Origin of the sequence: Rhodovibrio salinarum DSM 9154 (assembly GCF_000515255.1) — a bacterium.
GTDB classification, from domain to species: Bacteria; Pseudomonadota; Alphaproteobacteria; order Kiloniellales; family Rhodovibrionaceae; genus Rhodovibrio; species Rhodovibrio salinarum.
This window is the reverse complement of sequence record NZ_KI911559.1, coordinates 808,935-825,813: the sequence shown is the minus strand read 5'-3', so window position 1 is coordinate 825,813 and position 16,879 is coordinate 808,935. Positions and strand designations below refer to the sequence as shown.

The 16,879-nt window shown below is 67.2% G+C and carries 15 protein-coding genes and 1 other RNA gene; 5 read left to right on the top strand and 11 right to left on the bottom strand.

Annotated elements, in window-relative coordinates:
• The first annotated feature begins 746 nt into the window (after positions 1 to 746).
• The 3 genes from RHOSA_RS20270 (at position 747) to prfB (ending at position 6,045) form a co-directional block, all read left to right on the top strand.
• The gene (locus RHOSA_RS20270; RefSeq protein WP_037255675.1) at positions 747 to 1,970 is read left to right on the top strand and encodes an N-acetylmuramoyl-L-alanine amidase; all 1,224 of its coding nucleotides are present in this window, start codon (positions 747 to 749) and stop codon (positions 1,968 to 1,970) included.
• A 391-nt stretch (positions 1,971 to 2,361) separates the two neighbouring features.
• On the top strand, positions 2,362 to 4,800 hold the full coding sequence (locus RHOSA_RS0103865; protein WP_215904984.1) for a penicillin-binding protein 1A: 2,439 nt from the start codon (positions 2,362 to 2,364) through the stop codon (positions 4,798 to 4,800).
• Between the two features lie 110 nt (positions 4,801 to 4,910).
• Positions 4,911 to 6,045 (top strand): peptide chain release factor 2 gene (prfB, locus tag RHOSA_RS0103860; RefSeq protein ID WP_156092519.1). Its coding sequence is split into 2 segments (ribosomal slippage): positions 4,911 to 4,979 and positions 4,981 to 6,045, totalling 1,134 coding nucleotides; the frame shifts between segments, so codons are not numbered across the junction.
• A 189-nt stretch (positions 6,046 to 6,234) separates the two neighbouring features.
• Here the strand turns inward: prfB and RHOSA_RS0103855 are convergent.
• Positions 6,235 to 7,233, bottom strand: coding sequence for a succinylglutamate desuccinylase/aspartoacylase domain-containing protein (locus RHOSA_RS0103855; protein ID WP_027287648.1), 999 nt, complete (start codon positions 7,231 to 7,233; stop codon positions 6,235 to 6,237).
• Positions 7,234 to 7,503: 270 nt separating this feature from the next.
• Here RHOSA_RS0103855 and RHOSA_RS0103850 point away from each other — a divergent pair, with 270 nt between their 5' ends.
• Positions 7,504 to 7,689, top strand: coding sequence for a hypothetical protein (locus RHOSA_RS0103850; RefSeq protein ID WP_027287647.1), 186 nt, complete (start codon positions 7,504 to 7,506; stop codon positions 7,687 to 7,689).
• A gap of 9 nt (positions 7,690 to 7,698) precedes the next feature.
• Here RHOSA_RS0103850 and RHOSA_RS0103845 read toward each other — a convergent pair whose 3' ends face one another.
• The 8 genes from RHOSA_RS0103845 to ffs all read right to left on the bottom strand — a co-directional run bounded on the left by RHOSA_RS0103845 (position 7,699) and on the right by ffs (position 14,327).
• On the bottom strand, positions 7,699 to 8,739 hold the full coding sequence (locus RHOSA_RS0103845; protein WP_027287646.1) for a DUF6352 family protein: 1,041 nt from the start codon (positions 8,737 to 8,739) through the stop codon (positions 7,699 to 7,701).
• Positions 8,740 to 8,787: 48 nt separating this feature from the next.
• Complete coding sequence (locus RHOSA_RS0103840; RefSeq protein ID WP_027287645.1) at positions 8,788 to 9,342, bottom strand: GNAT family N-acetyltransferase; 555 nt, start codon at positions 9,340 to 9,342, stop codon at positions 8,788 to 8,790.
• Positions 9,343 to 9,344: 2 nt separating this feature from the next.
• Complete coding sequence (locus RHOSA_RS25360; RefSeq protein WP_169816590.1) at positions 9,345 to 10,745, bottom strand: DUF4139 domain-containing protein; 1,401 nt, start codon at positions 10,743 to 10,745, stop codon at positions 9,345 to 9,347.
• A gap of 63 nt (positions 10,746 to 10,808) precedes the next feature.
• Positions 10,809 to 11,396 carry a recombination mediator RecR gene (recR, locus tag RHOSA_RS0103830; RefSeq protein ID WP_027287643.1) on the bottom strand — a complete coding sequence of 196 codons (588 nt, stop codon included), beginning with the start codon at positions 11,394 to 11,396 and terminating at the stop codon, positions 10,809 to 10,811.
• A 25-nt stretch (positions 11,397 to 11,421) separates the two neighbouring features.
• Complete coding sequence (locus RHOSA_RS0103825; protein ID WP_027287642.1) at positions 11,422 to 11,610, bottom strand: hypothetical protein; 189 nt, start codon at positions 11,608 to 11,610, stop codon at positions 11,422 to 11,424.
• Between the two features lie 63 nt (positions 11,611 to 11,673).
• The gene (locus RHOSA_RS0103820; RefSeq protein ID WP_027287641.1) at positions 11,674 to 12,000 is read right to left on the bottom strand and encodes a YbaB/EbfC family nucleoid-associated protein; all 327 of its coding nucleotides are present in this window, start codon (positions 11,998 to 12,000) and stop codon (positions 11,674 to 11,676) included.
• A gap of 99 nt (positions 12,001 to 12,099) precedes the next feature.
• Complete coding sequence (locus RHOSA_RS20265; RefSeq protein ID WP_081728435.1) at positions 12,100 to 14,091, bottom strand: DNA polymerase III subunit gamma/tau; 1,992 nt, start codon at positions 14,089 to 14,091, stop codon at positions 12,100 to 12,102.
• A gap of 139 nt (positions 14,092 to 14,230) precedes the next feature.
• Positions 14,231 to 14,327: signal recognition particle sRNA small type (ffs, locus tag RHOSA_RS24590), an RNA gene on the bottom strand.
• 105 nt (positions 14,328 to 14,432) lie between these two features.
• Here ffs and nudC point away from each other — a divergent pair.
• A complete protein-coding gene (gene nudC / locus RHOSA_RS0103810) occupies positions 14,433 to 15,383 on the top strand; it encodes an NAD(+) diphosphatase (RefSeq protein WP_215904983.1) in 951 nt (316 codons plus the stop codon).
• A gap of 24 nt (positions 15,384 to 15,407) precedes the next feature.
• Here the strand turns inward: nudC and RHOSA_RS0103805 are convergent, their stop codons facing one another.
• A complete protein-coding gene (locus RHOSA_RS0103805) occupies positions 15,408 to 16,091 on the bottom strand; it encodes an NnrU family protein (RefSeq protein WP_027287639.1) in 684 nt (227 codons plus the stop codon).
• 101 nt (positions 16,092 to 16,192) lie between these two features.
• Positions 16,193 to 16,615 carry a helix-hairpin-helix domain-containing protein gene (locus RHOSA_RS0103800; RefSeq protein ID WP_027287638.1) on the bottom strand — a complete coding sequence of 141 codons (423 nt, stop codon included), beginning with the start codon at positions 16,613 to 16,615 and terminating at the stop codon, positions 16,193 to 16,195.
• Positions 16,616 to 16,879: the final 264 nt, after the last annotated feature.

Sequence of the window (16,879 nt, the reverse complement as noted above, 5' to 3'; positions counted from 1 at the left end):
ACCCCCTCCGGCACCGTCACAAACATCCCCGCGCCGGCGCTGGAGCGCGGAGCGCGGAGGGTCGTGCGGATGGCGGAGCGGATTGGCTTCAAGACGGCCTCTTCGGCAGGTGGCCCGGTCGTTCATGGGTCCGGCCGTTCGGCGATCCAAACGGCCGGTGGCCGCGCACGATCATGGGATTCTCCCGATAAACTGCGCGAACCTTGGCATCGCGACACGCGGGCAGAGGCCCCAGACGCGCCCGGCGCGGGCGTTCCTCGCCCCTTGCTATGGCGGTCGACCCAACCACCGAAGCGCGGTTGCATGACGGGCTCCGGTGGGAAACGACGGCACTCTTCGGGGCGGACGTGTCCCGCGCGGTAACGGACGGCTGCACCCGCGACGGCGGTCGTCCGAACCACCGCAACAGTGTGCGGCGGTCCGTCGCCTGCGCGACGCCGGCGCGGCCCTCCAGGACCGCGTATCACCGTCTAACATAGGACTTATCGGGCGAAGTCCACAATGGTTAATCGGCCAATCGAACGGGCATGGACGCCCCATGCAGGTGGGCGCCCCGCTCCGGCCCCTGTCATCCCCCATCCTGAGCCGGACACACGCCACCGCCCAGACCGGAAGCGGGTTTTTGATGCTAGAAAGCGGGTTTATCATTCACTGTTAACGTTCGATTCGGTATATCGTCGGAACATCCTCACGCGGGTCGACGTCTATTCTGGACGACCGGTCCTGGAGGTATGGGTGAGCGGATAATGGCCAAGCGGCTCGGACATCGACTGGCGGGACTGCTCGTCCTGCTGGTGCTGGCGGGGCTCGCCGCGCCGCAATCGGCGCAGGCGGACGACCCGACTGTGTCCGCCGTACGGCTGGGGCAGCACCCGGATAAAACCCGCTTCGTCATGGAGTTATCCACGGCCGCCCCGTACGAGGTGTTCACCCTGTCCAACCCGTACCGGGTGGTGATCGACCTGCCGCAAGTCGACTGGCAGATCCCGGAAAACAAGATGGGCGAAGCCGACGTCGGACTTGTCCGGGCGCTGCGTTTCGGCTTGTTCTCGCCGACCACGAGCCGCGTCGTACTGGATGCCAAAACGCCGGTGGCGATCGATAAGGTGTTCCGCTTGAGCCCCCGGGAGGGCTATCCGTACCGCCTTGTGGTCGACATGAAGCGGGTCAGCCAGACCAGGTTCGCGAGCCTGAGCGACCGGCGGATCACGTCCGAGGAGCCGCTGCCGAAACCCGACCCGCAGCAGCGCGCGCCCGAACCGGATCGCGGCGACAAGCGCCCGACGATCGTGCTCGACGCCGGCCACGGCGGCGTTGACCCCGGGGCGATCGGCGTGTCCGGAACGCACGAAAAGGACATTGTCCTCGACTACGCCAAGCATCTGCGCGAGTTGTTGGAAAGCACCGGTCGCTACCGCGTCGTCCTGACCCGCCAGCGGGATATCTTCCTGCGCCTGCGCGAGCGTATCAAGCTGGCGCAGGAGGCCGAGGGCGACCTGTTCATCTCGCTGCACGCCAACACGCACAACTCCGGCAAGATCCGGGGCGCGAGCGTCTACACCCTGTCGGAAAACGCCTCCGACAAGGAAGCCGCGCAACTGGCGGCGAAAGAGAACAAGTCCGACATCATCGCCGGCGTCAATCTGGGCGGTCAGACCAAGGTGGTCAGCCAGATCCTGATCGACCTCGCCCAGCGGGAGACGATGAACGAGTCCAAGCACTTCGCCAACGTTCTGGTGGACGAGCTTGGACAGTCGGTGAAACTTCTGGGCAACACGCACCGCTACGCCGGCTTCGCCGTGCTGAAGTCGCCGAACATCCCCAGCGTGCTGGTCGAGATCGGCTACATGACCAACCGCCAGGAGGAACAGCAACTCCTGACCGCCAGCCATCGTCGGAAGGTCAATCAGGAAATCCTGGACGCGGTCGACAGCTTTTTCGAATGGCAGGAAGCCCGCCGATTGCGGTAGTCAAGCGGGCTGGCGCCCTCTGAAGCTCAGGGCCAATCAAATTTGCGGCGCACACACGGTATCGAACAGCCCTATGCAGAGGGTCGCAATGCCCGTGCTGCCGACGGCCCGATCACCAACAGTGCACCGGAAGCTGACCAGGACGCCCCCGGTCAACGTAAGCGCCGCTGCCGTACCTTCGCCACACTGGTCCGCCAGATTGGCACGGCACTAGCGCTAAGGGGCACGCAGGGGACACAGTCCGAAAACACAGCGCCCACGCTGAACGCTGGTCGCGCGCCGGCCAGCCGACTATCTTAAGAAGTTGAACATCCCGAGACGGGTAAACGGGACACGCGCCGTTCACCCGCCGATCGAGACGCGACAACGGAAGCGACGATCTTTGCGTATTGTGATCTCTCTCGTAGCGCTCCTGCTGCTGGGCTGCCTGGTGGCCGCCGGCGGGACGCTGTACGTGTTCTGGACCTACGGCCAGGGTCTGCCGGACTATAAGCAGCTGGCCGACTATCAGCCACCGACCACCACGCGCGTCTACGCCGAAGATGGTCGGCTGCTGGAAGAATACGCCAAGGAGAAGCGTGTCTTCGTCCCGATCGAGGCGATGCCGCGGCGCGTGATCAATGCCTTCCTGTCGGCGGAAGACAAGAACTTCTATCAGCACCCGGGCGTGGACTTCCCCTCGATCATCGCCGCCGCCTACAACAACCTGAAGCGCCTGGGCACCGACCAGCGCCCGGTGGGCGCGTCGACCATCACCCAGCAGGTGGCCAAGAACTTCCTGCTGACCAACGAGGTGTCGATCGAACGCAAGATCCGCGAGGCGATCCTGGCCTTCCGGATGGAGCAGACGTTCACCAAGGACCGCATCCTCGAGCTGTACCTGAACGAGATATACCTCGGCAGCCGCTCCTACGGGGTCGCCGCGGCGGCGCTGAATTACTTCAACAAGTCGCTCGACAACCTCACCGTGGCCGAGGCCGCCTACCTCGCCGCCCTGCCCAAGGCCCCGAACAACTATCAGGTCGACCTCCACCCGGACGCGGCCAAGGCCCGGCGCGACTGGGTCATCCGGCAGATGCACGAAAACGGCTATATCGACGCCGACACCGCGCAACATGCCCAGGACGCGCCGATCGAGACCCGTCGGCGCGACGCCACCGAGATCGCCGAGGCCGACTACTTCGGCGAGGAAGTGCGCCGCGAACTGATCCAGTTGTATGGCGAGGACAAGGTCTACGGTGGCGGGATGAGCGTGCGTGCCACGCTTGACCCGGAACTGCAGCGCTACGCCAAGAACGCCCTGCAGGACGGCCTGATCGCCTACGACCGCGAGCATGGCTGGCGCGGGGCGCAGCGGACGCTCGACATCGAAGGCCGTGACGCCCCCTGGCAAAGCAAGCTGCAGGACCTGAGCCCGCCCGGAGGCATGCCGGAAAGCTGGCGCCAGGCGGTCGTGGTCGCCGTCGGGCCGGACGCCGCCCGGGTCGGCTTCACCGACGGAAGCACGGGCCTGATCCTGATGTCGGGCATGGACTGGGCTCGGCCGCAACTGAAGAACCAGCGGGTCGGCGCCAAGCCACGGCGCCCGGAACAGGTGGTCTCGATCGGCGACGTCGTGCTGGTTTCGGCGATCCAGGACAGCGACAACTTCCGCCTGGAACAGATGCCGCAGGTGTCCGGCGCGATTATCGCGCTCGACCCCCACACCGGCCGCGTTCTGGCGATGCAGGGCGGCTTCTCGTTCGACAGCAGCCAGTTCAACCGCGCCACCCAGGCAGGCCGCCAGCCGGGTTCCTCGTTCAAGCCGTTCGTCTATCTCTCCGCCCTGGAGAACGGCTATACCCCGGCAACGATCATCCTCGACGCCCCCTTCGTGATCGACCAGGGCCAGGGCCTCGGCAAGTGGAAGCCGGCGAACTACTCCGGCAACTTCTACGGCCCGACCCCGATGCGCGTTGGCATCGAGCAGTCCAAGAACCTGATGACCGTGCGCCTGGCGCAGTCGGTCGGGATGGACAAGATATCCAACACGGCCGAGCGGTTCGGGATCTACGATCACCTGCCGCACCAGCTGGCCATGGCGTTGGGCGCGGGCGAGACCAAACTGCTCAAGCTGGCCACCGCGTACGGCCAGCTGGTCAACGGCGGCAAGAATATCAAGCCGACCCTGATCGACCGGGTGCAGGACCGTGAGGGCAAGACGATCTTCAAGCACGACGACCGCCCCTGCCCCGGCTGCGACGCCGATCTGTGGCTGAACCAGCAGCCACCCGAAATCCCAGACGACCGGGCGCAGGTGACCGATCCGGCCTCCGCCTACCAGATCGTCTCCATGCTGCGCGGCGTGGTGGAGCGCGGCACCGGCCGGCGGATGCGGTCGCTCAACCGTCCGCTGGCGGGCAAGACCGGCACCACCAACGACAGCGTCGACACCTGGTTCATGGGCTTTTCGCCGGACCTCGTGGCGGGCGTCTACGTCGGCTTCGACAATCCCCGCACCCTGGGGCCGAACTCCTTCGGCTCCAACACCGCCGGGCCGATCTGGAAGCAGTTCATGCAGAACGCGCTCGAAGGCGAGCCCAAGGTGCCTTTCCGCATCCCTTCGGGCATCAAGCTGGTGCGCATGAACCTGGACACCGGCCAGCCGGCGCGGCCAGGCGACGACAACGTCATCCTGGAGGCGTTCAAGACCGGCAACAGTCCGGCCCAGGATCGTCGCGTGATCGGCCAGGGCCAGACAGCCGCCAACGACAATTCAGGCAGTTCCAGCGGGCAGAACGGCGGCGCCCAGGCACCGGCGGACACCGGCACCGGCGGCGGCCTGTACTGACGGCATCGTGAGCCCGTACCTCCCGGCACGGCCCTTGCGCCGGTGCGGGCTGGCTTCCTATACCCAGAACCGTCCACCAATCACAGACCAGCTTGAAGGAGCGCTGCGACATGCGCGCGGAAACCGAAAGCTTGGCCAGCGCGATTCGCGAATCGCTGGCCCTGCTGAGGAGGCATCTTTGACTGGGATAACGCCCGGCGCCGCCTCGACGAACTGAACGCCTACGCCGAAGACCCGAACATCTGGAACGATCCGGACCGGGCCCAGGAGCTGATGAAGGAGCGTCAGCATCTGGAGACCCGGATCAAGACCGTCCAGCAGTTCGATCAGGAACTGGAAGACGCGATCGAACTGGAATCCCTCGGAGATTCGGAAGAGGACGAGGATACCGTCCAGGAAGCGCAGGAAGCCCTGCGCGACCTGCAGGGTCGTGTCCAGAAGATGGAGATCGAGTCCCTCCTCTCCGGCGAGGCGGACGCCAACGATACCTACCTCGAAGTCAACGCCGGCGCCGGCGGCACGGAGGCGCAGGACTGGGCGCACATGCTCCGGCGCATGTACGTCCGCTGGGCCGAGAGCCAAGGCTACAAGGTCGAGCAGATCGCCGAGACGCCCGGCGAGGAAGCCGGCATCAAGTCGGCGACGCTGCGCATCTCCGGCCACAACGCCTTCGGCTGGCTGAAGAGCGAGAGCGGCGTGCACCGGCTGGTACGGATTTCGCCGTTCGACAGCCAGGCACGCCGACACACCTCGTTCGCCAGCGTCTGGGTCTACCCGGTGATCGACGACCGGATCGAGGTCGAGATCCTGGACAAGGATGTGCGCGTTGACACCTTCCGCTCCTCCGGCGCGGGCGGACAGCACGTCAACACGACCGATTCGGCCGTGCGCCTGACCCACATCCCCACCGGCATCGTGGTCGGCTGCCAGTCCGGCCGCTCGCAGCACCAGAACCGGGCACAAGCTTGGGACATGCTGCGCGCGCGCCTGTACGAGCGCGAACTCAAGCGCCGCGAGGAAGCGGCTCAGGCAACCGCCGACCAGAAGTCGGACATCGGCTGGGGCAACCAGCTCCGCTCCTACGTTCTGCAGCCCTACCAGATGGTCAAGGACGTGCGCACCGGCGTCGAACGCACCGACAGCAAGAAGGTGCTGGACGGCGACATCACCGACTTCCTGGAAGCCGCCCTCGCCCAGAAGGTCGCGCCGGACCAGGACGCGGAGGACGAGGACGCCCGCGCCTAAAGGAGAAGCTCACCACCAAGGCACGAAGGCACCAAGAGGCCGTGCGAACACGGCCCAAAGGGGAGTCTCGCCTCGGATCAAATCGCGGGCGCTTTTACCAACTGGAGGCCGACTACCGAACGAGCTCCTTCTTCTAGATCGCGGGCTTCACGGCCTCTTGGTGCCTTCGTGCCTTGGTGGTGAACCGCCCTACAGGTCTTGCGCGACCAGGGCCAAGGTGTCGCCGCGGCCGCACCAGCCCTGGACGCGGCGGCAGTAGAGCAGGCCGGAGATCGGGGCGGTGTAGGCGACCGGTGCATGCCCGCCGTCCTCCAGGAAGTGCACGCGGGCGATCTCCTGCCCGGCCTTGACCTCCTCCCCCAACTCGACCAGCGGCTCGTACAGGCCGGCGTGATGGGACATCGTGTAGGCACCGTCCGGGGTGGTCATCATCCGGCTTTGGTGGCCGCTCGGCGCCCCCTCGATCATGCCGAAGTGCTTGAGCAGGTTGTCGAGCCCGCGATCGGCGACGCCCACCGTCTCCGGCGTCACCATCGCCGCGCCGCCGAGCTCGGTGGAGATGAACAGCTTGCCCATCTCCTCCGCCGCCGTATCGAGCATGCCAACCGCGTCGAGCTCGACGAGCTGCAGGGCCACCGGCGCACCGAACGCCTTCAGCGCGGCCTCCGTCTTCGCCTGCAGCTCCTTGTCGGGCAGCTCGTGCATCACCGCCGACGGCACGAAGTTGAGCGAATGTCCGCCGGAGTGCAGGTCGACCACGATATCCGCGCGCGGCATCAATTGTTGCCAGACGAAGTGCGCCACCCGCTGGGTGACGGTACCGCGCGGATGGCCGGGGAAGGCCCGGTTCATGTTGCCGTTGTCCTGCGGGCTGACCCGGGTGTCGGCGCGCTGAGCCAGCAGGTTGAGCGCCGGGATCGCGATCAGCTGTCCCTTGAAGCCGTCGGCACTGAGCCGGTTCAACAGCTTGAGCACCGCCAGCTGGCCCTCGTACTCGTCGCCGTGGTTGCCGGCCGTGACCAGCATGACCGGCCCATCGCCGTTCTTCACGCTGGCGATCGGCACCATCAGCGTGCCCCACGCGCTCTCGTTGCGGGAATGCGGCACCATCATGTGGCCGTGCTGCTTGCCATTGGCCGACAGGTCGATGGAGCAGCCGACCTGGGAAGGCTGGTCGATATCGCGCATGGGGAAGTATCCGGCTTTCGTGGGTGAGGGGATCGGGTGAGATCAGCCGTAGCGTAGCGTTGCCGCCACGACAAGGCACGCGCTCACCACCACTGGGCCCCACTTACCCCAAAACACGCGTGCTGAAGCCGCCGACCGAAGATCGGAGAGTTGCAGGGGCCTCACGGATCTTATCGCCTGGCCCCCGCCCGTGACCTCGCCGTGCCAGGGTTGGCCGGCGGCGCAAGCCCGCGCTAAAGTATTACCGAACGTTAACGAAAGGCGCCCGCGATGAAAGCTTGGCTGAAGGCGGTCGCGATCTCTTGCGCGATCCTGATCACCCTTGGAGTCGCCGTGGGCGGGGCGATGATGGCCTCGCCGGCGCTGGCGCAGGACGCACGCGCGGTCAGCAACGATCTGGTCGCGGTGTGGGTCGAAACCGCCCTCTCGTTCACGAGCGATCTGCGCACGGACTAACCGACGGCCTCAAGCCCGCTCGGCGAGCGGCAAGTTGAGCAGCAGGTTCTGCGGCTTGAGCTTGAGGCGTTTGTCCTCGGTCATCATCAGCGCGAGATAGACCGGCCTCCCCTGGATGTCGGCGATCATCACGCTGGGGTCCTGGAACTCCAGGCGGAACAGCGAGAGCAGACGCGCCAACCGCGCGTCCCCCACCTCCGCGCCGTGCCACAGGTCGTCGAGCAGCCGGCTCGCCTCCTTGTCCAGGCCGACGTGCCAGACCCAGCGGGCGTCGGTGATCTGCTGCACCGGCTGGATCGCCACGCGGACGCCTAGCATGTGGGCCACCCACGCCTCCAGCACCCGGCAGAAGGCGTCCAACCCGTCGCCCGCGAAGTTCAGGTTCAGCACCGTGTCGTGCTTGTGCGCGCGCGCCCAGTAGGTGTGCGCGGTCTCGCTGTCCAGCACGTCCAGATCGACGGTGCGCAGCGGCGTTTGCGCCTGCTGGACCAGCCGGCCGAGATCGCCGAAGCCGCCGCCCTCGGCATGCCTCTCCACCACCGCGTGGTCGGCGGTCATGATGAAGCCCTCGTTGATCGTCACCGCCTGCTCGCGGAACAACAACTCGGCCGCACGCGCCCTCAACGCGTCCTGCGTGCCCGCGATCAGGTGCCGGACGATCGCCTGAGCCAGCAGATCGACGAACAGGGGCGGCACCGGCACACCGCCGTGCGCGCCCGGGTTCAGGAACAGGCCCAGATAGGCCGCTTCCAGCGTTCCCGACTGCACCAGCCGGTCGCGGAAGGCGAGCGCGACCTGATAGTTCTCCACCGCATCCGGATCGCCCAGCGCATCCAGCCGGCTGTCGGGCACCGCCATGCGGGGTCTGTCCAGCAGCTCGGCATGCAGCTGGCGCTCGGCCGCGTTGGACTCGGCCACCGGCGCGAGTTCGGGGCGTTGCAGGAAACGACGGAGATAGGCGTCGGTGACGGCGAGCCGGCCGTCGTCGCGCACCTGCAGCAGGTCGTAGCCGCTGTCGGGCCAGAAATCGGTCTGAGGCGAATCGGTCATGGATCGAGGGGTAGGCTGCACGCGCCCGGCTGTCCAGAGCGCCAAGGCTCACCCCGGATCGTAGAGGTACAGTTCCCGGCTCGGCCGCTGACCCGGATCACCCAGCGGTCGGAACCCGGCACGGGCGAGCACCCGCTGACTGGCGGTATTGTCCGGATGGCACTCGGCAATCAGGCGACGGTCAGGAAACGCACGCGCGTAGACGGCAGCCGCAGCAGGCGCGACGGTGCCAGCGATGCCGTGGCCGTGATAGCGGCCGGGTAGCCAATAGCCGATTTCGATCTCCTCCGCCCCGCGCAGGTGGACGCCCAACACCCCCAGGAGCGTGCCCGCGGGCACCTCCGGCACCACACCGTCGCGACCAGCGCGGATACCGAGGTAGAGGTCGCGTCCCTGCGCCGTCCGGGCGAGCAGCGCCTCGGCCTGCTGCAGACCGAACGGCTCCGGCAGAAAAGGAATGACCGAAGTGACGGCGGGGTCGCTGGTGACCGCGCGAAGTTCCTCGACGTCATCGACGCCGAGCGGCAGCAGCCTCAGCTGTCCCGCCGCGATCTCGCCGATGTCGAGGGGATGGGCGGCGGCGTGCTCGCCGGGTAAGACCACGGTTAGTTGCGCACGCGCACGCGGTAGCTCAGCACGGTCTCGCCGCCGGCCGGCACCTCCAGCGTCCAGACGGGCGTGCTGGCATCCTCCGAATCGTGGGAATGGCTTTCCCGACGCATCTCCCAGTCCGCTGGGAAGTGGCCCCGGACCTTCACCTGCACCGCCTGATCCTTGGCGTTGCTCACCGTGATTTCCTGCGCGGTCTCGTAGCTGCGCTCGCTCAACTGGGTGTAGTCGGTCTGCCGCGCCGTCGCAGTGACGTCGAATGCCCGGCCCAGATTGACCGTCAGCTCGCCACCAACCGGGATATCGTCGATCTGCTGCGCCCCCCGATAAAGATCGCCAGCATAGACGCGCAGCGTGCCCGCCGGCAGCGGCTGGCCGAACCCGGCCTCCGAGGTGTCCGGCACACGCAGCCGCACACTGGCGGCCGACGGCCCGCGCACGCCGTTGTAGGGATAGGCCGTAGCCAGGCCGGTCAGGCGATACTCCCGCTCGACGGGCACCTCTTCCACCTGCATCAGCGGCACCTGCACCTGGCCACCGGCGGGCAGGTCCAGGGCATCCGGCAGGGGATAGACCTTCAGGTCCGCCTGCGTCTGCGGCGTGGGCACGCGCGCATCCTCCACCCGGGCGGCCATCGCCGCCATCTTCCGGGGGCCGGGGCCGCCGCCCTCGTCGCCGTTAACTTGCGACACCTGCCCGGCCAGCAGGCGCACCTGCCGGGCACCGAAGGCAACCGGCAGGTCGTTTTCGATCCGTGCCATGCCGGAGAGGTCCATGACCCCAGCCTCCGCGTCGTAGCGCGCGACGTACTGGGTCGACCAGGACAGCCCTTGGGTCAGGTAGCGCAGGGTCAGGCGTCGGTCGCCGGCCTCTTCGACATTGACGCGGATATCCGCGCGCGGACTGGTGGACAGGCTGTCGGGCAGGTCGGGAAAGACGATCCGTCCGGCGGGATCGACCTCGATCCGGTCGTCGACGCGCAACACCAAGCCATTTTCGATCGACAGCAGCGTGGCGGTCACCCGCGCGCCGTCACCGCCGTTCGCCCCCGGACGCACCAGCGTTACCTCGCGGCCCAGGTGCGCCGCCAGGAGCGCGCGGCGGTCGAGCGGCCAGGGCGCCAGCCGCTGCTGCGTGACCTGCAGGCCCGGGGCCGCCACGTCCAGGCTGCCGGGGACGATACGCGGACTGATCCGGTCGATCTGCAATTGCGCGGTACCGGGCTCCAGCGTGACCGACCGCGCGGTCGTGACCAGCGCCAGATCGTCCTGGTAGATCGCCAGCCGATCGCCGCCTGCTGCGGCCGGCACATCCGGGGCGCTATCCTGCTGCGCGGCGGCCGGGCCGGCGACAAGCGCGGCGACAGTGGCAAGCGCGGTCAGGGTGCTGCGCGTCATATCCATGTTCCTGCTCGATCCCTCACATGAAGCGTGCTGAGGCACTATGGCGATTGCGCGGCCCTACTTCCGTGCGTTGAGCGCAGCGGTCAAAGTGCCGTCATCCAGGTAGTCAAGTTCGCCGCCGACCGGAACGCCGTGAGCCAGGCGCGTGACTGCCACGCCGTGGGCGCGGAGCTTTTCGGCGATGTAGTGGGCGGTCGTCTGGCCATCGACAGTGGCGGAAAGGGCGAGGATCACCTCGTCCACGCCCTGCTCCTGCACCCGCCGGACCAGCCGGTCCAGGTTCAGCTGTTCCGGCCCGCGACCATCGAGCGCCGACAGCGTGCCGCCGAGGACGTGGTAGCGCCCCTTGAACGCACTGGTACGTTCCAGCGCCCAAAGGTCGCCCACGTCCTCGACCACACAGATCACATGGCTGTCGCGCTCGGGATCGCGGCAGACGGCACAAGGGTCCTGCGCATCCAGGTTGCCGCATTCCGAGCAGGCCCGAATCTTCTCCGCAGCGGCCTGCATCGCCTGAGCCAGCGGCACCATCAACTGGTCGCGGCGCTTCATCAGGTACAGCACCGCCCGCCGGGCCGAGCGCGGCCCAAGCCCAGGCAGACGGCCCAGCAGCTGGATCAGCTTGTCGATCTCGTTGACGGCCACGACGGCTCAGCGTGCTCGCGTTGGATCAGGTCTCGAGCCCGATATCCTTCCGCCGCTTGTCGTCCTGACGCACGATCGCGCGCGCCTGGGCCCGGTGCTTCGGGCGCTCCTTGGGCGGAAACTGCTTGAGGAAGTCCTCGCGCTTGCGGTGCTTGTGGGCGCGGTACTCCTCGATCTCCATATCGGTCACGCTCTTGGTATGACTGTTCGCCATCTGTGGTCTCCAGTGTTGGTGTGACGGACAACGCGGGCGCCCAGGGGCTTGCCGCGCGCGGATTTACATGCCCGGCAGCTTGAAGCCGGCCGGCAGGTCCATGCCGCCGGTCAGTTCGGACATCTGCTGCTGGGTATACTCGTCCAGCTTCTGACGTGCATCGTTATTGGCCGCGGCGACCAGATCTTCCAGCACGCCACCCTCGTTCGGATCGATCAGCGAGGGATCGATCGACACCTTGCTGGTCTGCCCCTTGCCGGTAATCGTGACCTGCACCATGCCGCCGCCGGCCGTGCCGGTGATCTCTTCCTGGGCCAGGCGCTCCTGCATCTCCTGCATTTTTTCCTGCATCTGCTGCGCCTGCTTCATCATGTTGCTCAGGTTCTTCATCTCGGCCTCGCCTCCTCGCGGGGGAATTCGGAAGTATCCAGGCGGTGTCCTAGACTGCCGCCCACACCTAGTTCATGCGCCGTCAGCCTTCATGTGGGGTCACTGAAAGCGCGGGTCATTAGGATCGATTTCATCGCCGTAGCCGTCGTGGTCCGGATCGTCGATCTGATCCAGCCCATCGTCGCCCGGCGCCTCGGCCGACGCTTCGCCGTCATCATCGGATGCGTCATCCGGCACCGCCGGCGCGCTTCCCGGCCCGTCAGCGCCTGTGTAGTTGATCAGCTTGGCACCTGGAAAGGTTTCGAGCACGGCCTGCACCTTGGGGTGCTGCAGCAGGCGCGCGCGTTCTTCCGCCTTGCGTTGCTGCTCCTGCTCGAACAGCGTCGGATCGCCCGCGTCCTGGGACAGGGAAACGACCCACCGCCGACCCGTCCAGTCCGACAGCAGCCGCCCCAGATTGCCGGCCAGATCCTTGGGCGCGTTGGCGTTCGGTCGGACCTCGATATGCCCCGGCTCGAAACGCACCAGATGAACCGCATTGCGTAGATCGGCGGCCAGCTTCAGCTCGCGTTTGTCGCTGGCCAGCTTGACCACGTCCTGAAAGCTCTGCGGCTGCGGCAGCTCCGGGGTGGCCTCGGTCTGTGCCTGATCGGCGGGCTCCGGCGTCTGCTCGGGCGCGGGGGCGGCCTGACGCTGTGCGGTCGCGCCACCGGCTCCCTGAACCGCCCGGGTCTGCGTTCCGCCGCCGCCCGACGCCTCGACCGACGACCGCGACGCCTGCGCGCTACCGGCGTTTCCCGCGGACGCACCGCCACCGCCGACAGATCCACCGCGCCCCCCGCCGGAAACGGCGCCGCCCTCCCCCTTCAGCTGCTTAACCAACTCTCCCGGGGTCGGCAGCTCGCCGGCGTAGACCAGGCGCAACAGCACCATCTCCGCGGCCTGGCGCGGCTGCGGCGCGTTCTGGGTTTCCTGCAGGCCCTTCAACAGCATTTGCCAGTTGCGCGCCAACTGGGCGGGATTGAGCGCCTTGGCCATCTCCGCCCCGCGCGTGCGTTCGACCTCCGGCAGACCGGCCAGCGCCTCGCCCGCCCCCACGACCTGCAAACGGGTCAGGGTGTGGGTGACCTCCAGCAGGTCCTGCAACACCACCGCGGGATCGGCGCCGGCATCGTACAGATCGGCCAAGACATCGAGCGCCTGCTTCGCCTGTCCGCCCAGGACAGCATCGTACAGATCGTAGACCCGCCCCCGGTCGGCCAGGCCCAGCATATCCTTCACGACCGGCTCGCCGATCTCACCGCCGGACAGCGCGGAGGCCTGGTCGAGCAGCGACAGCCCGTCGCGCACCGAGCCATCGGCCGCCCGCGCGACCATGGCGAGCGCCTGATCCTCGGCCGCGATGCCTTCCTTGGTCAGCAGGTTGCGGAAATGCTGGACCAGCGTGTCCTGGTCGACCCGGCGCAGGTCAAAGCGCATGCAGCGCGACAGCACCGTGACCGGGACCTTGCGGATTTCAGTGGTGGCGAAGACAAAGGTGACGTGTTCCGGCGGCTCCTCCAGCGTCTTCAACAACGCGTTGAAGGCGTTCTTGGAGAGCATGTGGACCTCGTCCACGATGTAGACCTTCCGCCGGGCGGTCACCGGGCGATAGCGCACGCCGTCGATCAGATCGCGGATGTCGTCAACGCCGGTGCGGCTCGCGGCGTCCATCTCGATGACGTCGACGTGCCGGTCCTGCGCGATCGCGGTGCAGTGCTCGCACACCCCGCAGGGCCGCGGTGTCGGTCCGCCCTGCCCATCCGGACCGATGCAGTTCAACGCCCGGGCGATGATCCGGGCGGTCGTGGTCTTGCCGACCCCACGCACGCCGGTCAGGACGAAGGCCTGGGGCATCCGCCCGGCCTGCAGTGCATTGGTCAGGGTCCGCACCAGCGCATCCTGACCGATCAGATCGTCGAACGTCTCCGGCCGGTATTTCCGGGCGAGCACGCGGTAGGGATCGGGCGCCCCGACGTTGGAAGACGTGGCTGCGCCGCTCCCGCCATCGGCTGGATCGGCGGGCGGTGCGGCGTCGTGCGAATCGGACATGGAAAGCGCCGGGAACCGCTGTCGGGGCGTACACGTTAAAAAACACCACCGCCTGCGCCGCGTCGCTGAACAGGCGCTGGTTGGCCTATACCAAGACCAGCGGCGCGCGACGCCCGCGCGCGGCGGCGGCGAGCAAGGGGTGGGAGACTGAACGGACGACCCAGGCCTGACCGGTTACGGCTGCTTCCTTCCGGACCTGACCGGGTTACCCGGCGGCCCGTCCGCCGCCAGTCTCCCTGTGCAGGTTATGGACCCTGGAGCGACATGAATCAAGGATCGCCCGGACGCACGAACGCTTCGCACCAAGTTGCCACGGCACAACAGCTGTGCGATGGGTGCAGATGATGGAATCCGTGCCAACATCGCCCGCTGGGCCAATCCCCTACACCGGCTGCTCGCTCGACCGCGCCGCGCAGATGCGCAGCGACCCGGCGTGGGTCGCCGCGCGCCTGCTCGACCGGCAAACGCGTTTCGTGCCGGTGTGGAACAACCGCAACCTGGTCAGCGATCCCGACCGGCCGCAGCCCTGCTTCCTGATGGGAGAGCAGGCGTCGCTCGCGCTCGAACTCGCAGACGAGGTGGTGTTGCTCGGCCTCCAGGATGGCGCCGCGATCTTCGCCATCGACCTGTCGCCGCTGGAGGAGGTGGAAGCACACCAAGCCGTGGGCGACGGGGCTACCTTCCGCGACCTGCGCGAAGTCGGCCCGAACATGGCCCAAGGTGATGGCGCGTTGATGGCCTACGCGCGGGCGCTGGTGCACTGGCATGGCCACCACCAATACTGCCCGCGCTGCGGCCAGCCGAACGAGAGCAAGGATGCCGGCTTCGCCCGGATCTGCTGCGGGCGTCAGTGCGGCACCACGCAATTCCCGCGCACCGACCCGGCCGTGATCATGCTGGTGCACGACGGCGGCGAGCATTGCGTGCTCGGCCGTCACGCCCGTTTCCCGCCGGGCATGCATTCCACCCTGGCCGGCTTCGTCGAACCAGGCGAGTGCCTTGAGGAAGCCGTCGTCCGCGAGGTCAAGGAAGAGGTCGGCATCACCGTGCCGCTTGAGGGGGTGCGCTACTTCGCTTCACAACCCTGGCCGTTTCCGGCCTCGCTGATGCTGGGATTCCACGCCGCCTGCGAATGCCTGCCGCTAACGGTCGACGAAGCGGAACTGGTGGGCGCGCGCTGGTTCCATCGGGACGAACTGCTGAACGCCCCCGGGGACGAGACGCTTAGCCTGCCCCGGAAGGATTCGATCGCGCGCAAGCTGATCGAGGCCTGGCTGCACGGCCAAGCGTAAGCGGATGGGAAGGACGCGATCGCGCTAGACGAGCTTTAGCCCGATCAGCGGATCGACGCCGAAAAGCCAGACGTGCAAACCGCCCAGCAATGCAGCGGCGGCCAGAATCCCCAGAAGCAGGGCGACCCCATCGGTCACCTGGAACCGCGGCAGGCCGCGCGCGAACGGCAGCGTGGGCGCGGCCGCGCTTAAACGGTTCCACCCGCGCGCGCCCAATTGGCGACGATGCCGCCGATCAACCAACCAGAAGCCGGCGAGCGAGAACAGCCCGAGCGCGCCGAACAGGCTGACGGCGACGACATCGCCATTGGCCGGGATATGACCGGCCGCCCAGAACAGAAACCCCCACAGCACGGGATGCCGGGTGACCCCGGCCAGACCTGGGCGCTCGGGGTCGAAGCCGCGGGTGACAAAGCCGATCGACAGCGGATTCGCCCGGACGAGACCGGCGACCACCAATACAGTGCCAATCGGCGCCAACAGCAGCGTCAGGTGATAGGCCCAGACCGGCGGGGTCCACAGCGCAACATAGGGCGCCCGAATCGCGGCGGAAAGCAACCACGCCAGCAGCACCAGCGACGACACGCTGAACGCCACGGCATAGCCACGCGGGCCGAGCGTGTTGCGCAGCCAGGCCCGCGCGGGCGGGATCGACGGCAGACTATGTGCGGCCAGGAAGACGAGTCCGGCAAGCGCGAATTCGGTCATGACGCGCGGCACTTCTCAGCAGGAGGTCTTGGCGGGCAACGACGCGCGCACAAAAGAACCCGATCCACGCCGGAGGCAAGCTCACCTCCGGCAATCAAGCCCTAGAGGGTCTTCAGGAAGGCCACCGTCTGCTCGCCGACGTTGGATAGCCTGGCGAGCGCGTTCATGTCCGCGCGACGGACGTCGTCGACCGAGATGATGCCGTGCTCGTACAGGCTCCAGGCAGCCTTCTTGTCGATCTCCGGAATGTCCAGCAGATCGACGAGGGCGTGGTACGGCTTTTGCGGTTGCTTGTCGTACTCAACCTCCCAATAGCTGCTGAGCAGGGTAAAGGGATCGAAACCGTCGAGCCCCTTCGGCGGACCGTTATGCCCCTTGCTGCCAGAGTTGACGACATCCGAGTTGACCGGTTCCGGCCCCGTGCGGATCAGCTTGCGCAGCTCGTCCCGGCTCGTTGGCACCGCCAAGTGGTAGCGCCAAGCGCGGAACACGCTATCGAGCCCCTCGACGATCTTGGTCAGCATCGTATCTGCGTTCCCATGGTTGGGACGCGCCCCCCCGAAGCCATGCCCCCTTCGGAGGTGCCGGCCGGGCGGCGCGCGCCGCATGTTGATGTCTCTCGCCAGCTGTCGGGCGCAGAATACGCGCCAGGTTGACGTCGATCGGGCAGGACAGAGCGCTGCCGGGACCAGCCATGGCCGACCGTCGCCCGACTCCCGCCCGAGGCGAGCGATCTAACTTGCATATGACGATGCCCCTGCCGGGCACAAGCCCCCGCAACGGATGAA